We start from the raw sequence: 16,061 nt of genomic DNA, 5'->3' as shown, positions 1-16,061 counted from the left end.
GAGCGGCTCGGAGGAGATCGTCATAGGGGCCTTCGCGCGGGGAGCGTGCGGGGGACGGGAAGAGGGGGATCGGGCTGATTGTGCGGGATGTCGGGGGCGATGCGCGAGCGCCTTGACCTCAACAAAACTTGAGGTTCTACGTTTCGTGCCATGAGCATGGAGACCACAGCGTGGACACAGCTGCACAGCGTCCTGACCGCTGAACAGGAACGCCGCCCCTTCGCCCTGGCGACCCTGCGCCGCATCGGCGCGTTCGCCCGCCCGCACCGGCGCCGCATCGCCCTCTTCGTCCTGCTCGGCGTGGGGAGCGCCCTGCTCGCCGTGGCGACCCCCGTCCTGGCCGGGAGGGTCGTGGACGTGATCGTCTCGTCCGGCGACGAGGGCACCGTCGTACGCCTGGCGCTGCTCATCGCGCTGATCGCGGTGGCGGAGGCGGCGCTGGGCATCCTCGGCCGGAGGCTGTCGGCGAGGCTCGGCGAGCACCTCATCCTCGATCTGCGCACCGCCGTCTTCGACCATGTGCAGCGGATGCCGGTGGCGTTCTTCACACGCACTCGTACGGGCGCCCTCGTCTCCCGGCTCAACAACGACGTCATCGGCGCCCAGCGCGCCTTCAGCAACACCCTGTCGGGCGTGGTCGGCAACCTCGTCACGCTCGTGCTCACCCTCGCCGTGATGCTGACCCTGTCCTGGCGGATCACCCTGCTGGCGCTGGTGCTGCTGCCGGTGTTCGTGCTCCCGGCCCGGCGCATGGGCAGCCGTATGGCGCGGATGCAGCGGGAGGCGGCGACACTGAACGCGGCGATGGGCACGCGTATGACCGAGCGCTTCTCCGCGCCCGGCGCCACCCTGGTCAAGCTCTTCGGCAGGCCCGAGGAGGAGTCGGAGGAGTTCGCCGAACGCGCCCGCCGTGTCGCGGACATCGGCGTCCGCACGGCCACCGCCCAGGCCGCCTTCATCACCGCCCTCACCCTGGTCTCCGCCCTCGCCCTGGCCCTCGTCTACGGCCTCGGCGGCTGGTTCGCCCTGCGCGGCGCCCTGGAACCGGGCGCGGTCGTCTCGCTGGCGCTGCTCCTGACCCGGCTGTACGCGCCGCTGACCGCGCTGGCCGGGGCCCGCGTCGAGGTGATGAGCGCGCTGGTCAGCTTCGAGCGGGTCTTCGAAGTGCTCGACCTGCGGCCGCTCATCGAGGAGAAGCCGGACGCGCGCGGGGTGCCCGAGGGGCCCGTGGCGGTCGAGTTCGAGCAGGTCCGCTTCGGCTACCCCGCCGCCGACAAGGTCTCCCTCGCCTCCCTGGAGGAGGTCGCGACCCTGGACCGACGCGGCGGCGACGAGGTCCTGCACGGCATCTCCTTCCGCGCCGAACCGGGCCAGACCGTGGCGCTCGTCGGATCCTCCGGCGCCGGCAAGTCGACCGTCGCTCAGCTGCTGCCCCGCCTGTACGACGCCGACGAGGGCGCCGTACGCGTCGGCGGCGTCGACGTCCGCGATCTGAGCGCCCGGGCCCTGCGGGAGACCCTCGGCATGGTCACCCAGGACGGGCACCTCTTCCACGACACCGTCCGCGCCAACCTCCTGCTGGCCCGCCCCGCGGCGACGGAGGAGGAGGTGTGGGACGCCCTGCGCCGGGCCCGCCTCGACGACCTCGTACGGTCCCTGCCCGACGGCCTCGACACCGTGGTCGGCGAACGCGGCTACCGGCTCTCCGGCGGCGAACGCCAGCGCATGACCATCGCCCGGCTGCTGCTGGCCCGCCAGCGCGTCGTCATCCTCGACGAGGCCACCGCCCACCTCGACAACACCTCCGAGGCCGCCGTCCAGGAGGCACTCACCGAAGCCCTCGACGGCCGGACGGCGGTCGTGATCGCCCACCGGCTGTCCACCGTCCGCTCGGCGGACCAGATCCTGGTCGTCGAGGCAGGCCGGATCGTGGAACGGGGCACCCACGAGGAACTGCTGGCGGCGGGCGAACGCTACGCGGAGCTGTACCGCACCCAGTTCGGCGAGACGGAGCGCACGGTCTGCGTGTGAACGCCCCCGGGCGCGCATCCGTACCCCCTCTTCGAGTACTCCCTCCTGCCCACCAGGGCAGAACAGCGCGCATCCGGAGAGGCGACGTGTCCCAGCAGCAACCGCACGCACCGAACAATCGCCGGACCCCGTCCCCCGCCCACCGGCTGCGCGCCGCCGCGGCGGTGGGCGCCCTGGTCGTGCTCCCCCTGGTCAGCGCCTGCGGCGGCGGCGACGACAAGGAGCCGGCCGGCAGCGACAAGGCGGCGACGCCCACCGGGGCGGCCGCTCCCGCCGCCGGTGTCGTCGCCCCGGCGAAGGTCGAGGTCATCGCCGGGCTGGCCGGCTGCAAGGCGAAGATCCGCACCGAGGCGGACGAGCTGCGCGAGGGCGTGTGCCACACCGAGAAGGGCGACTTCCTCATCACCACCTTCCCCGAGGAGAAACTCAAGGAGACCTGGCTGGACTCGGCCCGCGTGTACGGCGGCAAGTACCTCGTCGGCATGCGCTGGGTGGTCAGCGCCAAACCCGGCATGTACGAGCACCTGCGCGCCAAACTCGGCGGCACCGTCCAGGAGATGCAAGGCATCGGCCCCTCCGCGAACCCCAACTGACGTCACCCCGCAGCCGCAAGAGGGCGGCACGGTGGGTGGCGGCCCGCTTACCATTCGTACAGGCATGGGTGGCAGTGGCAGTGGCAGTGGCTCGTGGCGAGGGGGAGCGCGTTGGGGGTTCGCGATCACTTGGTCGTCGTCCTGCCGGGACTGGGGGGAACGGTCCTCGCCGTCCCCGGCCGACGCGGGCGCCCGAGCGGGGAGTCGGTCTGGGGCACCCTCCGGAAGGACCTCGATCTGCTGCGGGACCCGGAGCGGCTGAGTGTCGACAGGTACCCGAGGCTCGCCCCCGCGGGACTCGTCCGGGCCACCAGGGCGTTCGGGCTGTGGACCGTGGTTCCCGGCTACGACCGGCTCCTCGCCCGGCTGGGGAAGCGAGCCGGGGCCGTCGTCGACGACGGGACCGCGCCGGAACCCGACCTCGACGCCGGCGTCGTCGCCGTCGGCTACGACTTCCGCCTCGGAGTCGCCGATGCCGCGCGGACACTGGACGCCCAACTGCTGCCTCGGCTGGAGCACCTCTGGCCGGACGAGGCGGACCGCGAGGCCCGAGTCGTCATCGTCGCCCACTCCATGGGCGGCCTGGTGGCCCGCTATTGGGCCGCCGTACTCGGCGGTGCCCGCTGGTGCCGCGGCATCATCACCCTCGGCACTCCCCACAGGGGCGCACCCAAGGCCCTGGAGGTGATGGCGCACGGACTGCCCGTCGGCCCCTTCCGCATCACACGGCCCGTCGAGGTCGTGCGCGGCTGGCAGGGACTCGCGGACCTGCTGCCGCGCTACCCCGCCGTCGACGACCGAAGCGCCCCCGACGCCCCGCGCCCCTCCGGTGGCGACGGTCCTCCGCATCCGCCGCGCCTGCTCCGGCCGCACCAACTGCCCGTGCCCTGGCTGCGCGAGCCCGCCGAACGGGCCCACACCATGCACCGGGAGATCGAACAGGGCTGGCAGAACCTCCTCGTCCCGCCGGCGGTCATGCCCCGCATCGGATTCGGCCACGCCACCCTGCGCTCCTGCTCCTGGGACGGCAGCGAGGTGACCGTCACCAAGGACGTCCCGCCGGGCCCCGGGCTCGGCGGCTGGAGCGCGGGGCTCGGCGACGGCACCGTCCCCGCGTACTGCGGGCTGCCCGTGGAGATGGACAACTACCCCCGTACCCACCTGCACGTACACCGACGGCACGGCCCCATCGCGGACCTGGGGGAGACCGCGGACCTGCTCGACGCCTTCCGCAGCGACGCGGCTCTCTCCGCGTACCGGGCCCGGCAGGACAGCCCGGTCACCCTCGGCATGGACCTGGACGAACTCCACCTGCGCGACCGGCCGATCACCCTCGCCGTCACCCCCCTGACCCTCGCCGGAGAACGGGTCGACGCCGCACGGGCCACGGTGTGGGCCGGAGCGGAACCGGTGACGGAGGACGGCCGGCCGCCCTGGCCCCGCGTCGACGTCCGGCTTGAGTGGGACGCCGGTCGGTGCGCCTTCCTCGGCCGGCTGCCCGGACTGCCGCCCGGCCTGGTGAAGATGAGGGTCGTCGCCCGGGATCTGACCGACGCGACCGCCGTACAGACGGTGCAGGTGCTCGATGACACCGGCCTCGAGTGACGACCGGACCGCGTGGCCGCCCTGGTCGGCCGACGCGGCCCCCGCCGACCTGGCCCGCTACGTCGTGCCCCACGCCGTACGCATGCACGCGCGGATCCCCGGGCCCTCGGACGCCCCGGTCCTGCAACGGGTGCGGGTCGTCTGGGACCGGCTGCGGCAGGCCGGGATCGGCTACGCCCACGAGCCGCTCGACAGCGGGCCGGACGGCCAGTGGATCAGACCCCCGGCCGAGATGCTCGTGGCGCCCCGCAACGGCACCTGTCTCGACCTCGCCGTCCTGCTCGCCGGTGCCTTCCGGCACGCGGGGCTGCGCACGGCGGTCGTGGTCCTGGACGCGGCCGAACCGGGCCGGCCCGGACACGCCCTGGTCGCGGTCGCCCTGACCCGCACCTGGCCCGCCGGCCTGCCGAACGACGGCGTATGGCCCGATCCTCCGCTGGAGTTGCCTGACGAGGTACAGGCCGGACTGGACGGCCCGCCGCGCGGCATGCTGGTGCTGGACCCGAACGGGATCTCCCACCCCCTGGGCGTGGCCGGACCCGGGACGGACACCGACCTCGCCACCGCCGCCGCGACGGGACACGCCCAGCTCACCTCGACCGCGTACCGCTGGCGGGTCGGTGTGCCGGCGGACCCGGACGTGACCCCCTACACCCCCGCTGAGTTGCCCGCGGTGCTGCCGCTGCGCGACCCCTACCGCGAACCGGGCACGGCCGAGTCGGCACTGCGCCTGCTGAGGGCCGAGTTCCAGGTCACGCCCTTCCAGAGCCGGGACGAACTGACCGTGCTGTCGGCGCTGTGCGAGGACGGTGCCCGCGCACCGCACACCACGCTCGCCGTCATCACCGGCCGCGGCGGCTCCGGGAAGACCCGGCTCGGTCTGGAACTGGTCGACCGGATGGCCCGAGCCGGCTGGTACACGGGCGTCCTGCGGGAGCGGGCCGGGACCGACCGGTCGTGGGAGTGGCTGGCCGAGGTCACCGCACCCCTGCTCGTCCTCGTCGACTACGCCGACGCCCGGGCAGGCTCCACGATCGACCTGCTGCGCGTGGTGGCGCGCCGACCCCGCCCGGCCGTCGTCGTGCTCACCGCGAGGGAACGCGAAGGGGAGTGGCTGACCCGGATCACCGACGCGCTCGAGTCCGACGCCCACCCCCACCGGCTGGAGCACATCGAACTGCCGGACGCCCACCCCCGGCCCGAGGATCTCTTCCTGCGGACGTGCGCCGCGGTCCGCCAAGGCCCCCACGACAGCCCGCCCCGTCTGCCGGACCCGGACCCAGGGACCCGCTGGACCAGTCTGGACCTGGTGCTGCTCGGCTGGCTCGCGGCCCGCGGCAGGGATCCGCTCCCGGTCACCTCCGCCGCCCTGTACGACGAGGTACTGCGCCACGAACGCCGCTACTGGAACACCACCTTCGAGCACCGCACCGGTACGCCCCTGCGGTACACCGGCCTCATCGCCGAGGCCGCGGCATGCCTGACCCTTCTCACCCCCGCCCCGCACCGGGCCGCCGAAGCCCTCACGGCCGTGGCCCGGCTCGCCGAGGCCCACGACCTCCGGGAGCAGATCGCCGACACCCTCGTCACCTGCATGGACCCCGGGCCGGGGGAGTACGTCGCGATCCGGCCCGATCCCGTGGGCGACCACCATCTGCTGACCACCCTCGAACACCGTCCGGACCTCCTGGAGCGCTGCCTCCACATCGGCACCCTGCTCGACGAGAACGACCTGGGAGAGGGGCTGCGCGGCGCCCTCACCGTGCTGACCCGCGCCGGACGCAACGACGAACCGGCCGCCGCCGCCCACATCGAGGCGCTCCTGCGGTCCGAGCCGGGGCGCTGGCCACTGGCCGCCGCCGTGGCCGCCGCGCTGGGAGGCGCCGCGCGGAACGTCCTCGAAGAACTAGCCGCCGCCTCCGACACCCCTCTCCCTCTGGACGACATCTCAGCGGCCCTTCCGTTCGGGGCCGCCAGCCTGTGGCGCCTCGCCCTGATCGTCGACGAACGCAGGCTGGAGGAGGGCCGGGCCGGCGGCGCGGAGCCGGACGAGCTGGGTGAACTGCTGTTCCTGGCGAGCAGACGCCGTGACGACGCCGGGGACCGGTCGGGTGCGCTGGAGGCGATCGAGGAGGCCGTCCCCCTCTACAGCGACCTCGCTCTCTCTGACCCCGGCCTCCATCTCCCCAACCTCGCGGGCGCGTTCAACGACCTGGCGACCCACCGGGGTGCCACGGGCGATCGGTACGGTGCCGTGGACGCGGCCGAGAGTGCCGTGCGGTTGCAGCGGAGGCTCGTGGCCGAACCGGGACCGGAACACCAGGAGTCCCTGGCGAGGTCGCTGAACACCCTGGCGACCAGCAGGGCCGCGACCGACGACCGGGCCGGTGCGCTGTCCGCCGCCGACGAGGCCGTGCGGATCCACCGGGACCTCGTGCGCGCTGCCTCCTCGAACGACCTGCGCGACGCGTACGTGTCCGATCTGGCCGTGTCCCTCGGCAACCTCTCCCATTGCCGGTCGGCGATGGAGGACCGGGAGGGAGCACGCGCCGCGGGGGAGGAGGCGGTCGCCCTGCGGCGCCGGCTGCTGTCCGGAGAGACCGACGACACCGCCGCCGACCTGGCGCACGCGTTGAACAATGTGAGCGGCCACCGTTCCGGCGCCGGTGACGACGACGCCGCACTGGAGGCGGCCTTCGAGTCCACCGCCCTGTACCGGCACCTCGTGGTCGTCAACCGCGCGGTCTTCACCGAGGAGTTGGCGGCGTCCCTGAACAACCTGTCGGTGTGCCGCTCCCGCACAGGCGATTTCCCAGCTGCCCTGTCCGACGCCGAGGAATCCACCGCGCTGTACCGCGCCCTGGCCGCGGACGACACGGACGTGTTCGCCGCCGACCTGGCGATGTCGCTGAACACACTGGGCAACCGGCGTGCCGAGACCGGCGACCGCCGGGGTGCGGTGGCGGCGGCCGGCGAGGCGGTGGACCTGTACCGGGGCCTGTTCGACGAGGACCAGGACGTGTACGTCCTCGACCTCGCCGGGGCGCTCGGCAACCTGTCCGCCGGCCGCGCGGCCGACGGAGACGTCGGTGGTGCGCTGGAGGCGGCGGAGGAGGCCGCCCGGCTGTGCCGGCACGCGTCGGACACAAAAGGCGGCGCGTACGCCGCCGAAACGGCCCGGGCGCTGAACACGCTGTCCCTCCGGCGCTCGGACGCGGGCGATCGGACCGGTGCGCTCGCCGTCGCCCGGGAAGCGGTGGCCCTGCGACGCCGGCTGGCATCGGCCGAACCCGCCGCCTTCACCCGAGAACTGGCGATCTCGCTCAACAACCTCGCCCACCGCCTCTGGCTGGTGGGCGATCGCCCCGGGGCGGCCAAGGCGGGAGAGGAGGCTCTCGCGCTGTACCGCCGTCTGGCGGCGGTCAACAGGGCGGCCGTGCTGCCGGATCTGGCCGCCGCGGTGAACAACCTCTCGGTTCTGGTCGGTGACGTGGGCGGTCGCGAGCGTGCCCTGCTCCTCGACGAGGAGGCGGTCGGTCTCTTCCGCGAGCTGGCCGGTATCAACGGGGACGCCTGGAATCCCCAGCTCGCCGGTGCGCTCAACAACCGGTCCGTGAAGCTGACCGAGACCGGTGACCACGAACGGGCGTCGGAGGCCGCCGAGGCGAGCGTCGCCCTCTACCGCGCACTCGCCACGGCCGACCGCGAGGGATTCCTCCCCGACCTCGCCATGGCGGTGAACAACCTGGCCCGGTGCCGCTACGAGTCGGAGAACCTCCCCGATGCCCTGTCCGCGGCTCAGGAGGCGGTCGGTCTGTACCGGGAGGCCGTGACGGAGAGAGGCGACGCGTTCACCGCCGATCTGGCCAGGGCGTTGAACAACCTGTCCGCTGTCCGGTCGGACACCGAGGACCACCAGGGGGCGCTCGACTCGGCGGAGGAAGCGGTGCTTCTGTATCGCGCGTCGATGGCGGCCCACCCGACGGCCGTCGTGCCGGACCTGTGCAAGGCGCTGAACAACGTCTCCTCCGCCCGGCTGGCCCTGCGGGACCGACGCGGGGCGCTGGAGGCGGTCCGGGAGGCGGCGGACCTGCTGCGCGCACTGGTGCTGGCCGAACCCGCCTTCACCTCCGACCTGGCCGGCACCCTGAACGCCCTCGCCTCGGCCCTCTACCTCACCCAGGACTTCGAGGGAGCGCTGGCGGCCGGCCAGGAGGGCGTGGAGCTTCTTCGCGACCTCGCGGGCGACGACCCGGCGGCGTTCACTCCGGAACTGGCCGTGTCCACCTGGGCCTTGGCCGACCTGCTCACGATCCGCTCGCCTGCCGAGGCGTCCGCCGCCTGGGAGGCCTCGGCGGACGCCCTCCCCGAGGGCCACGGACGCGCGGAAGTCCGGGCGGGCGCGGCCGACTGGTACGCGAGCCGGGGCGACGGGCCCGCGGCCGCCGACGCCCTGGTCCGGGCCGCGAACGCCGCCCAGGGCGATGACGCGCGCTCCCCCGCGTATCTGACCCGCCGGGTCCGGCAGCGGATCCGCGCCGTCGCGCTGTCGCTGGATCCTCCACCGTCGGGACTGCCCGAGTGGGCGGTGAGCCCGGTCCCCGAGGCCGACCTCGAACTGATCCGCTCGTGGCGGGCCGCCGGGAACTGGCCCGACGCGGAAGCCGTGCTGCGCGCCCGGGCCGATGCGGTCACCGGCTCCACCCTCGCCGCAGGGGTGGACCTGCACATCATGCTGCGCCCGGACGACGACAGCCTGACGCAGCTCCGGCAGCTCCTGTCCGCCGTCGAACGCCGCGGCCTCGAAGCCGTACTCGCCGAACGCCGCGAGCGGTACGCCGTCGAGGAACTCGTACGCGCCTGGATGGACCAGCCCACCCGGGAGCAGTGGCTCGCCTACCTCGAAACGCACCGCGAGGAACTGTGCGCCGACGCGGCGGCCGAGGTCCTCGCCGCCTCGAGCGCCCCGGCCGCGGGAGAACACGCGGCGGTGGTCGCGCTGGCCAGGACGGTGCCCATGGAGACGGTGGCCAGGCTCGTCACCCATGCGGCGACCGCCGCGGACCATGCCCTGGAGGCGCTGGAGCGGGCGGATACGACGCGGCTGAGGCTGCTCACCGACGCCAACCCGGCCGCCCTGGACGAGCCGGGCGCCGGCTTCGTGCTGCGGGCGGTCCTGGATCTGGAGCGAGGGGAGAACGAGCAGGCCCTGCGGGGGATGCGGGCCGGTGCCGCCGTGGCCACGCCGATCCAGCGACGCGCGCGGGCCGTGAACCTGGCCCGTTGGGCGGCGCGGGCGGACCCGGACCGCGCGCCCGCGATCAGGGCCCTCATCGACGTGCTGGACGACCCGTCCGGCCAGGAGTGAACGCACCCACCGACGCCACGGCGCCCAGCCGGTCAGCCAAGGAGTGGAGTTGTCCGACCGTCTGCACGTTCTCACCGCCATCTACCAGTCGGACCGCTCCGACCGCTCCACCGCTCTCACCGTGAGCCTCGCCACCGTCGCCGCCGCCGTCACCTACCTCATCGGCACCATCGCGTTCTACGACAAACTCGATCTCCTGGGGTGGATCATCTGCCTCCTGCCGTCCCCGCTCTTCTGCGTCGCCGCCTTCCAGGCCCACCTGGTCAATCTCGCCGCCGTCCGGGCCCGTTCCATCCTCGTCCTCGAACGGACCCTCCTCGACGCGGTCGAACCGCCCGGCAGCACGCTGGACCGTGACGTCATCGGTGTCGCGGCGAGTGAACGAGCCTCCAACCTCCACACCGCCACGACCCCGCAGCGCGCGGTGATCCTCCTGGCCTACGCGGGCGTGGGCCTCATATACCTCGCCTACACGGCCCTGCTGCTCGTCAAGGCGACCCGGCACATGGACGCATGGATCACCGTCCCCGCCGTCTGCTACGCCGCGCTGCTGGTGTTGCTCGTCCTGGCGTGGCGCGACTGCGTAAGGAGCCTCGCCCTCTGACCCGTGACCCGTGGGAAGGGGGGAACACGCGATCGCCGCCGCACGGACCGGAGTCCGCGCGGCGGCGATGTGCGGCCGGCCCCGGGACTGTACCGGGGCCGACACGTCAGGGGCGGTTGGTGAGGTAGCCGCCCATGGAGGTGAAGTACTCGGCGGCGGGCAGTTCCCGGCCGTCCTCGGTGCGTACGCGGGTGATGGCGAGGCCCTGGTTGCGGCCGTTGCGGGCGTCGGCACCGGCGACGATCACCACACCGTCGCCCTCGCGGTAGAAGATGCGGCCGGGGGTGCCGCCGTAGCGGCCCTCGGACACGAACGCGGCCAGGATGTCGAGCCGCTTGCCGCGGTGGAAGGTGTAGGCGCTGGGGTACGGCTCGGACTGGGCGCGGACCAGGCGCTCCAGGTCCGCCGCAGGCCAGGTCCAGTCGATGCGGCTGTCCTCGTCGGCGCGCTTGTGGAAGAAGGACGCCTGGGAGCGGTCCTGCTTGGTGAACTCGGTCTGCCCGGAGGCGATGAGGCCGAGCGCGCCGATGGTGACCGGGGCGATGAGATCGACGGTCTTGTGGAAGAGGTCGGTGGCGGTGTCCGTGGGTCCGACCGCGACCGCCTCCTGCCGGACGATGTCACCGGCGTCGAGCTCGTCGTTCATCATGTGCGCCGTGACGCCCACCTCGGGCTCGCCGTTGATGAGCGCCCAGATCAGCGGGGAGAATCCGGCGTACTTCGGCAGCAGCGAGTCGTGAACGTTCAGCGTGCCGTGGCGCGGGAGGTCGAAGATGCGCGGGGGGATCCACGTGCGCCAGTTGTTGGCGACGATGATGTCCGCGTCGGCCTCCTTGAGCCGGTCGAACAGCTCGTCGTCGTCCGGGCGGTTGCGGATCAGCACGGGCACACCGTGCTCCTCGGCGAGGTCGGCGACCGAGTCGCTCCAGATTTTCTCGTAGGCGTGCTCGCTCTTGGGGTGGGTCACGACCAGCACGACGTCGTGCTCGGACTCCAGGAGGGCTTGCAGGGTGCGATGCCCCCAGGTCTGGTAACCGAACATGACGACCCGCATGGGGGTTCCTCCTCAGAGCAAGGGCTTGGCCGAGGTAAGTAAAGCAAGGCTTACCTTAGTCCGCAACGGGGGCCCATGATGCCCCAGTTGTGGAGCCCCGTCCGGCGGGCGTCCGTTTTGTCCTGTCGACACCTTCGTCGGTTTAGCTTAGGCTCACCTAAGTTCCGTGGCGTGCCGCTCCGTTGGCATGCCCGCCTTTCGTTCCTTCCACACCTGAAACGCGGCTGCCCCGCACGATGGGAGTGACATGTCGCAGGTTCTTCCTGGTGACGCCCAACCGGTCCACGACCTCATTGGCATCGGCTTCGGACCGTCCAATGTGGCCATGGCTATCGCGCTTCGCGAGCACAACGCGCGCGTCGGCAGGCAGGAGGCAGTGACCGCTCACTTCTTCGAGCAGCAGCCCCGCTTCGGCTGGCACCGCGGGATGCTCATCGACGACGCCACCATGCAGGTCTCCTTCCTCAAAGACCTGGTGACGCTGCGCAACCCGTCGAGCGAGTACAGCTTCCTCTGCTACCTGCAGAGCAAGGGCCGGCTGATCGACTTCATCAACCACAAGAACCTCTTCCCGCTGCGCGTGGAGTTCCACGACTACTTCGAGTGGGCCGCCTCCCAGGTCGACGACATGGTCTCCTACGGCCACGAGGTCGTCGGCGTCGCGCCCGTGACCCGCGACGGCGTCGTGGAGTACCTCGACGTGACCGTCCGCTCGGGCGAGGGGCTCGAGGTCCACCGGGCCCGCAACCTCGTCATCGGCACCGGGCTGCGCCCCCTCATGCCCGAGGGCGTGGAGCGCGGCGACCGGGTCTGGCACAACTCCGAACTGCTGGCCAAGGTCGACGAGCTGGAGGGCACGTCGCCCTCCCGGTTCGTCGTCGTGGGCGCCGGACAGAGCGCCGCCGAGAACGTCGCCTATCTGCACCGGCGCTTCCCCGAGGCCGAGGTCTGCGCGGTCTTCTCCCGCTACGGCTACAGCCCCGCCGACGACAGCGCCTTCGCCAACCGGATCTTCGACCCCCAGGCGGTCGACGAGTACTTCTCGGCCCCCGAGGACGTCAAGCGCCGGCTGATGGACTACCACGGCAACACCAACTACTCCGTGGTGGACATCGACCTCATCGACGACCTCTACCGGCAGTCCTACCAGGAGAAAGTCCTCGGCACCGAGCGCCTGCGCTTCCTCAACATCTCCCGGCTCACCGGCGTCAAGGAGACGGAGGCCGGCGCCCGGGCCACCGTGACCTCCCTCGTCACCGGCGAGGAGACCGATCTGGACGCCGACGTCGTGGTCTTCGCCACCGGCTACAGCCAGGCCGACCCCACCGGCCTGCTCGGCGAGGTCGCGGATCGCTGCGCCCGCGACGACCAGGGCCGTGTGCGCGTCGAGCGCGACTACCGCATCGCGACCGACCCGGACCTGCGCTGCGGCATCTACCTCCAGGGCGGCACCGAGCACACGCACGGCATCACATCGTCCCTGCTCTCCAACACGGCCATCAGGGTGGGCGAGATACTCGATTCGCTCCTCGGCCGGGGCGCCGGACCCGCCGCCGAGGACGCCCGGACGCTCGCCGACGACAAGGGCAGCGCGGCCCGTTAGCGAGCGGATGGTTCCACTTCCTGCCGTTGTGCGCCGCCCGGGGTTCGCCCCGGGCGGCGCACGACGGTCCGGGTCAAGTCCCCCACCGCACAAGGGATAACGTACGTCGACATGGGCCAGACTGCTGTGGTTGAGCGCCCCGCGCCCAGGGGCTCGTCGAAGGCCCGTCGGCGGCGGGTCGTGGGTTTGGGCACCCTGCTGGCGCTCCTGGTGATCGCCACGGTGCTGTCGTTGGCCGTCGGCGCACGCGCGTTGAGCCCCACCGAGGTGTGGCACGGGCTGTTCGCGGCACCGGAGTCCGACCAGCGGCTCACCGAGATCCGGCTCATCGTGCGGACCGTGCGGGTGCCCCGGACGGTCCTCGGCATCGTGGCGGGCATCGCCCTGGGCGTAGGCGGGGCCTTGATCCAGGGCTACACGCGCAACCCGATCGCCGACACGGGCCTGCTGGGCGTGAACTCCGGAGCCTCGTTCGCCGTCGTGGTGGCGATCTCCGTGTTCGGGTTCGGCAACCCCTTCCAGTACGTCTGGTTCGCCTTCCTGGGGGCGGGCATCGCCGGTGTCGTGGTGTTCGGGCTGGCGAGCATCGGCCGGGGGGCGGGCAACCCGCTGACGCTCGCCCTGGCCGGACAAGGGGTCACGGTGTTCCTGGCGGCGATGACCACGGCGGTCGCGCTCTCGGACCAGCAGGCCCTGAACGCCCTGCGGTTCTGGAACTCGGGCTCCCTGAACGGGGTCGGATTCGACGTCATCTGGCCGGTCAGCGCCTTCATCGCGGCCGGTCTCGTGCTGGCCCTGACCACGCTGCCCTCCCTCAATCTGCTGAACCTGGGTGACGACGTGGCGCGCGGTCTGGGCGTGAACATCGCGCTGAGCCGGACCGTCGGCATCGCGTCCATCACCCTGCTGGCCGGCGCGGCGACGGCCGCCTGCGGACCCATCGCGTTCCTCGGGCTCATGGTCGCCCACGTGGCCCGGTATCTGACCGGGCCGGACTACCGCTGGCTGGTGCCCTACGCCGGTCTGCTCGGGGCCGTCGTCCTGCTGGTCTGCGACATCGTCGGCCGACTGGTCGTGCGGCCGGGCGAGTTGGACGCGGGTGTCCTGGTGGCGCTCCTCGGCGCCCCGTTCTTCGCGGTGCTGGTCTGGCGCGGAAAGTTCAGGAAAGCATGAACGTGACAGATGTGAAGCCGTCGGTGCTGCCGGGCGTACGGCTCGGCCGTATGTCGTTCTTCTGGCGGCCCTGGGTCCTGTGCGTGACGCTGCTGCTGGCGGTGGCGACCTTCCTGGTGTTCTGTCTGTCCATCGGCGTCGGGGACTTCCCCATCAGCCTGTCGCGGGTGATCGCGACGATCCTCGGGCGGGGCGAGCAGGTCGACCAGTTCGTGATCATGGACCTGCGGATGCCGCGTGCCCTGGCCGGACTGGTCGTGGGCATCGCGCTGGGGGTGTCCGGGGCGCTCACCCAGTCCATCGCCCGCAATCCCCTGGCCAGCCCGGACGTTCTCGGCATCACCTCGGGCGCCAGCGCGGTCGCGGTGTTCCTGGTGACCGTGTCGGGCGGCACCGCCGCCGCGATCGTCGACTCCGTGGGCCTGTCGGCGGCGGCGCTCGCGGGCGGGCTCGGCACGGGCCTGCTGGTGTACTTCCTGGCCTGGCGGCGCGGGATCGACGGCTTCCGGCTCATCCTCATCGGCATCTCCGTGAGCGCCGTGATGCAGGCGATCACGACCTGGCTGCTCGTCACGGCCGACATCAGGGACGTGGCCAAGGCCCAGGCGTGGCTCGTCGGTTCGCTGGAGGACCGCGCGTGGAGCGAGGTCTGGATCGCGCTCTGGTGCTCGCTCGCCCTCCTTGTCGTGGTGTCCTTCGTCGCGTTCCAGTTCAAGCCGATGCACTTCGGCGACGAGGTCGCCGCCGGCCTGGGCGTCCGGTACGCGGCGGTACGGGCGGTCCTGCTGCTGTGCGCCGTACTGCTGGCCGGTGTGGCGGTGAGCGCGGCCGGCCCGGTCCCCTTCGTCGCGCTGGTGGCACCGCAGGTGGCGATGCGTCTGGCGAGGTGCCCGACACCGCCGCTGGTGGCCTCGGGTCTGGCGGGCGCGTTGCTGCTGATCGGCTCGGACCTGCTCGCGCGTACGGCGCTGCCGGTCTCGCTCCCGGTCGGTGTGGTCACCGCCGCGATCGGCGGCCCCTTCCTCGTCTATCTGCTGGTGCGGGCGAACCTCAGATAGGTGTACAAGAGTCAGGCATACCTAAGTAAGGGGGGCTTGTGGTCGCACAGTCCATCAACCGGACGAAGGCCGGGGTCGACGACGCCTCGCGGCTCGCAGCCAAGGGCGTCACGGTCGGGTACGGCGGCCGGGTCGTCATCGACGAACTCGACGTCGCGATACCGCCCGGGGTGGTCACCACGATCATCGGCCCCAACGGCTGCGGCAAGTCGACCCTGTTGAAGACGCTGTCCCGGCTACTCAAGCCGACCGGGGGAAGCGTCGTCCTGGACGGCGAGGACATCGGCAGGCTCCGGACCCGGGACGTGGCGAAGAAGCTCGGCCTGCTGCCGCAGGCGCCGGTCGCGCCGGAGGGGCTGACGGTGGCCGACCTGGTCGCCAGGGGCCGCCATCCGCACCAGAGCTGGCTGCGGCAGTGGTCCTCGGACGACGCCGAGGTGGTGGAACGTGCACTCGCCATGACCGGCGTGTCCGACCTGGCGGACCGCCCGGTCGACGCGCTGTCCGGCGGGCAGCGCCAGCGCGTCTGGATCTCCATGACGCTGGCCCAGGGCACCGATCTGCTGCTGCTGGACGAGCCGACGACCTATCTCGACCTGGCGCACGCGATCGACGTCCTGGACCTGGTGGACGACCTGCACGAGTCGGGCTGCACCGTCGTCATGGTGCTGCACGACCTCAACCTGGCCACGCGCTACAGCGACAACCTCGTGGTGATGAGGGAGGGGGCGATCCTGGCGCAGGGCCACCCGCGCGACGTGATCACCGCCGAGCTGCTGCACGAGGCGTTCGGGCTGCGTGCTCAGGTCATCGACGACCCGGTGGGGGACCGGCCGCTCATCGTCCCGATCGGTCGCACACACGTCCAGTTGGACACATCCTGATAAAGACGGAGAAGTAAGGCTAGGCTAACCTCACTCACTCACGGTAAGGTTTGCCTGCCCTTAGGCGAGGGTGCAGCGAACTAGCGCG

General features: G+C 72.1%; 10 protein-coding genes. 9 read left to right on the top strand and 1 reads right to left on the bottom strand.

The genetic code is table 11. The features are described from left to right. Window positions 1–156: 156 nt before the first annotated feature. From KJK29_RS03565 to KJK29_RS03545, 5 genes are all read left to right on the top strand, one after another. Window positions 157–2,031 carry an ABC transporter ATP-binding protein gene (locus KJK29_RS03565; RefSeq protein ID WP_215124128.1) on the top strand — a complete coding sequence of 625 codons (1,875 nt, stop codon included), beginning with the start codon at window positions 157–159 and terminating at the stop codon, window positions 2,029–2,031. 86 nt (window positions 2,032–2,117) lie between these two features. Continuing rightward, complete coding sequence (locus KJK29_RS03560; RefSeq protein ID WP_215117133.1) at window positions 2,118–2,624, top strand: hypothetical protein; 507 nt, start codon at window positions 2,118–2,120, stop codon at window positions 2,622–2,624. Between the two features lie 111 nt (window positions 2,625–2,735). Beyond that, entirely contained in the window at window positions 2,736–4,229 is a 1,494-nt protein-coding gene (locus KJK29_RS03555; protein WP_215117132.1) for a lipase/acyltransferase domain-containing protein, read from the top strand. Then, the gene (locus KJK29_RS03550) at window positions 4,210–9,597 is read left to right on the top strand and encodes a tetratricopeptide repeat protein (protein ID WP_215117131.1); all 5,388 of its coding nucleotides are present in this window, start codon (window positions 4,210–4,212) and stop codon (window positions 9,595–9,597) included. Before KJK29_RS03555 ends, KJK29_RS03550 begins: the two co-directional genes overlap by 20 nt. 49 nt (window positions 9,598–9,646) lie before the next feature. Then, window positions 9,647–10,201 carry a hypothetical protein gene (locus tag KJK29_RS03545; RefSeq protein WP_215117130.1) on the top strand — a complete coding sequence of 185 codons (555 nt, stop codon included), beginning with the start codon at window positions 9,647–9,649 and terminating at the stop codon, window positions 10,199–10,201. Window positions 10,202–10,307: 106 nt separating this feature from the next. Here KJK29_RS03545 and KJK29_RS03540 read toward each other — a convergent pair whose 3' ends face one another. After that, the gene (locus KJK29_RS03540) at window positions 10,308–11,255 is read right to left on the bottom strand and encodes a methionyl-tRNA formyltransferase (RefSeq protein ID WP_215117129.1); all 948 of its coding nucleotides are present in this window, start codon (window positions 11,253–11,255) and stop codon (window positions 10,308–10,310) included. Window positions 11,256–11,502: 247 nt separating this feature from the next. On the opposite strand from KJK29_RS03540, the gene KJK29_RS03535 reads away from it, so the two are divergent. The 4 genes from KJK29_RS03535 (at window position 11,503) to KJK29_RS03520 (ending at window position 15,973) form a co-directional block, all read left to right on the top strand. Next, complete coding sequence (locus KJK29_RS03535; RefSeq protein ID WP_215117128.1) at window positions 11,503–12,858, top strand: lysine N(6)-hydroxylase/L-ornithine N(5)-oxygenase family protein; 1,356 nt, start codon at window positions 11,503–11,505, stop codon at window positions 12,856–12,858. A 111-nt stretch (window positions 12,859–12,969) separates the two neighbouring features. Further along, on the top strand, window positions 12,970–14,031 hold the full coding sequence (locus tag KJK29_RS03530) for a FecCD family ABC transporter permease (protein WP_215117127.1): 1,062 nt from the start codon (window positions 12,970–12,972) through the stop codon (window positions 14,029–14,031). Continuing rightward, window positions 14,028–15,089: a FecCD family ABC transporter permease gene (locus tag KJK29_RS03525; RefSeq protein WP_215117126.1), complete on the top strand. Its 1,062-nt coding sequence runs from the start codon at window positions 14,028–14,030 to the stop codon at window positions 15,087–15,089. The genes KJK29_RS03530 and KJK29_RS03525 overlap by 4 nt, the downstream gene beginning before the upstream one ends. Window positions 15,090–15,127: 38 nt before the next feature. Beyond that, window positions 15,128–15,973, top strand: coding sequence for an ABC transporter ATP-binding protein (locus KJK29_RS03520; RefSeq protein WP_215117125.1), 846 nt, complete (start codon window positions 15,128–15,130; stop codon window positions 15,971–15,973). Window positions 15,974–16,061: the final 88 nt, after the last annotated feature.

The sequence above is a fragment of the Streptomyces koelreuteriae genome (assembly GCF_018604545.1).
GTDB classification, from domain to species: Bacteria; Actinomycetota; Actinomycetes; order Streptomycetales; family Streptomycetaceae; genus Streptomyces; species Streptomyces koelreuteriae.
The sequence above is the reverse complement of the archived record's forward strand: the minus strand, read 5'-3'. Positions and strand labels throughout refer to the sequence as shown.

Coding starts and splice junctions, on each gene's coding strand:
- KJK29_RS03565 (WP_215124128.1), top strand. CDS start 157: ATGGAGACCACAGCGTGGACACAGCTGCACAGCGTCCTGACCGCTGAA.
- KJK29_RS03550 (WP_215117131.1), top strand. CDS start 4,210: ATGACACCGGCCTCGAGTGACGACCGGACCGCGTGGCCGCCCTGGTCG.
- KJK29_RS03540 (WP_215117129.1), bottom strand. CDS start 11,255: ATGCGGGTCGTCATGTTCGGTTACCAGACCTGGGGGCATCGCACCCTG.
- KJK29_RS03535 (WP_215117128.1), top strand. CDS start 11,503: ATGTCGCAGGTTCTTCCTGGTGACGCCCAACCGGTCCACGACCTCATT.
- KJK29_RS03530 (WP_215117127.1), top strand. CDS start 12,970: ATGGGCCAGACTGCTGTGGTTGAGCGCCCCGCGCCCAGGGGCTCGTCG.
- KJK29_RS03525 (WP_215117126.1), top strand. CDS start 14,028: ATGAACGTGACAGATGTGAAGCCGTCGGTGCTGCCGGGCGTACGGCTC.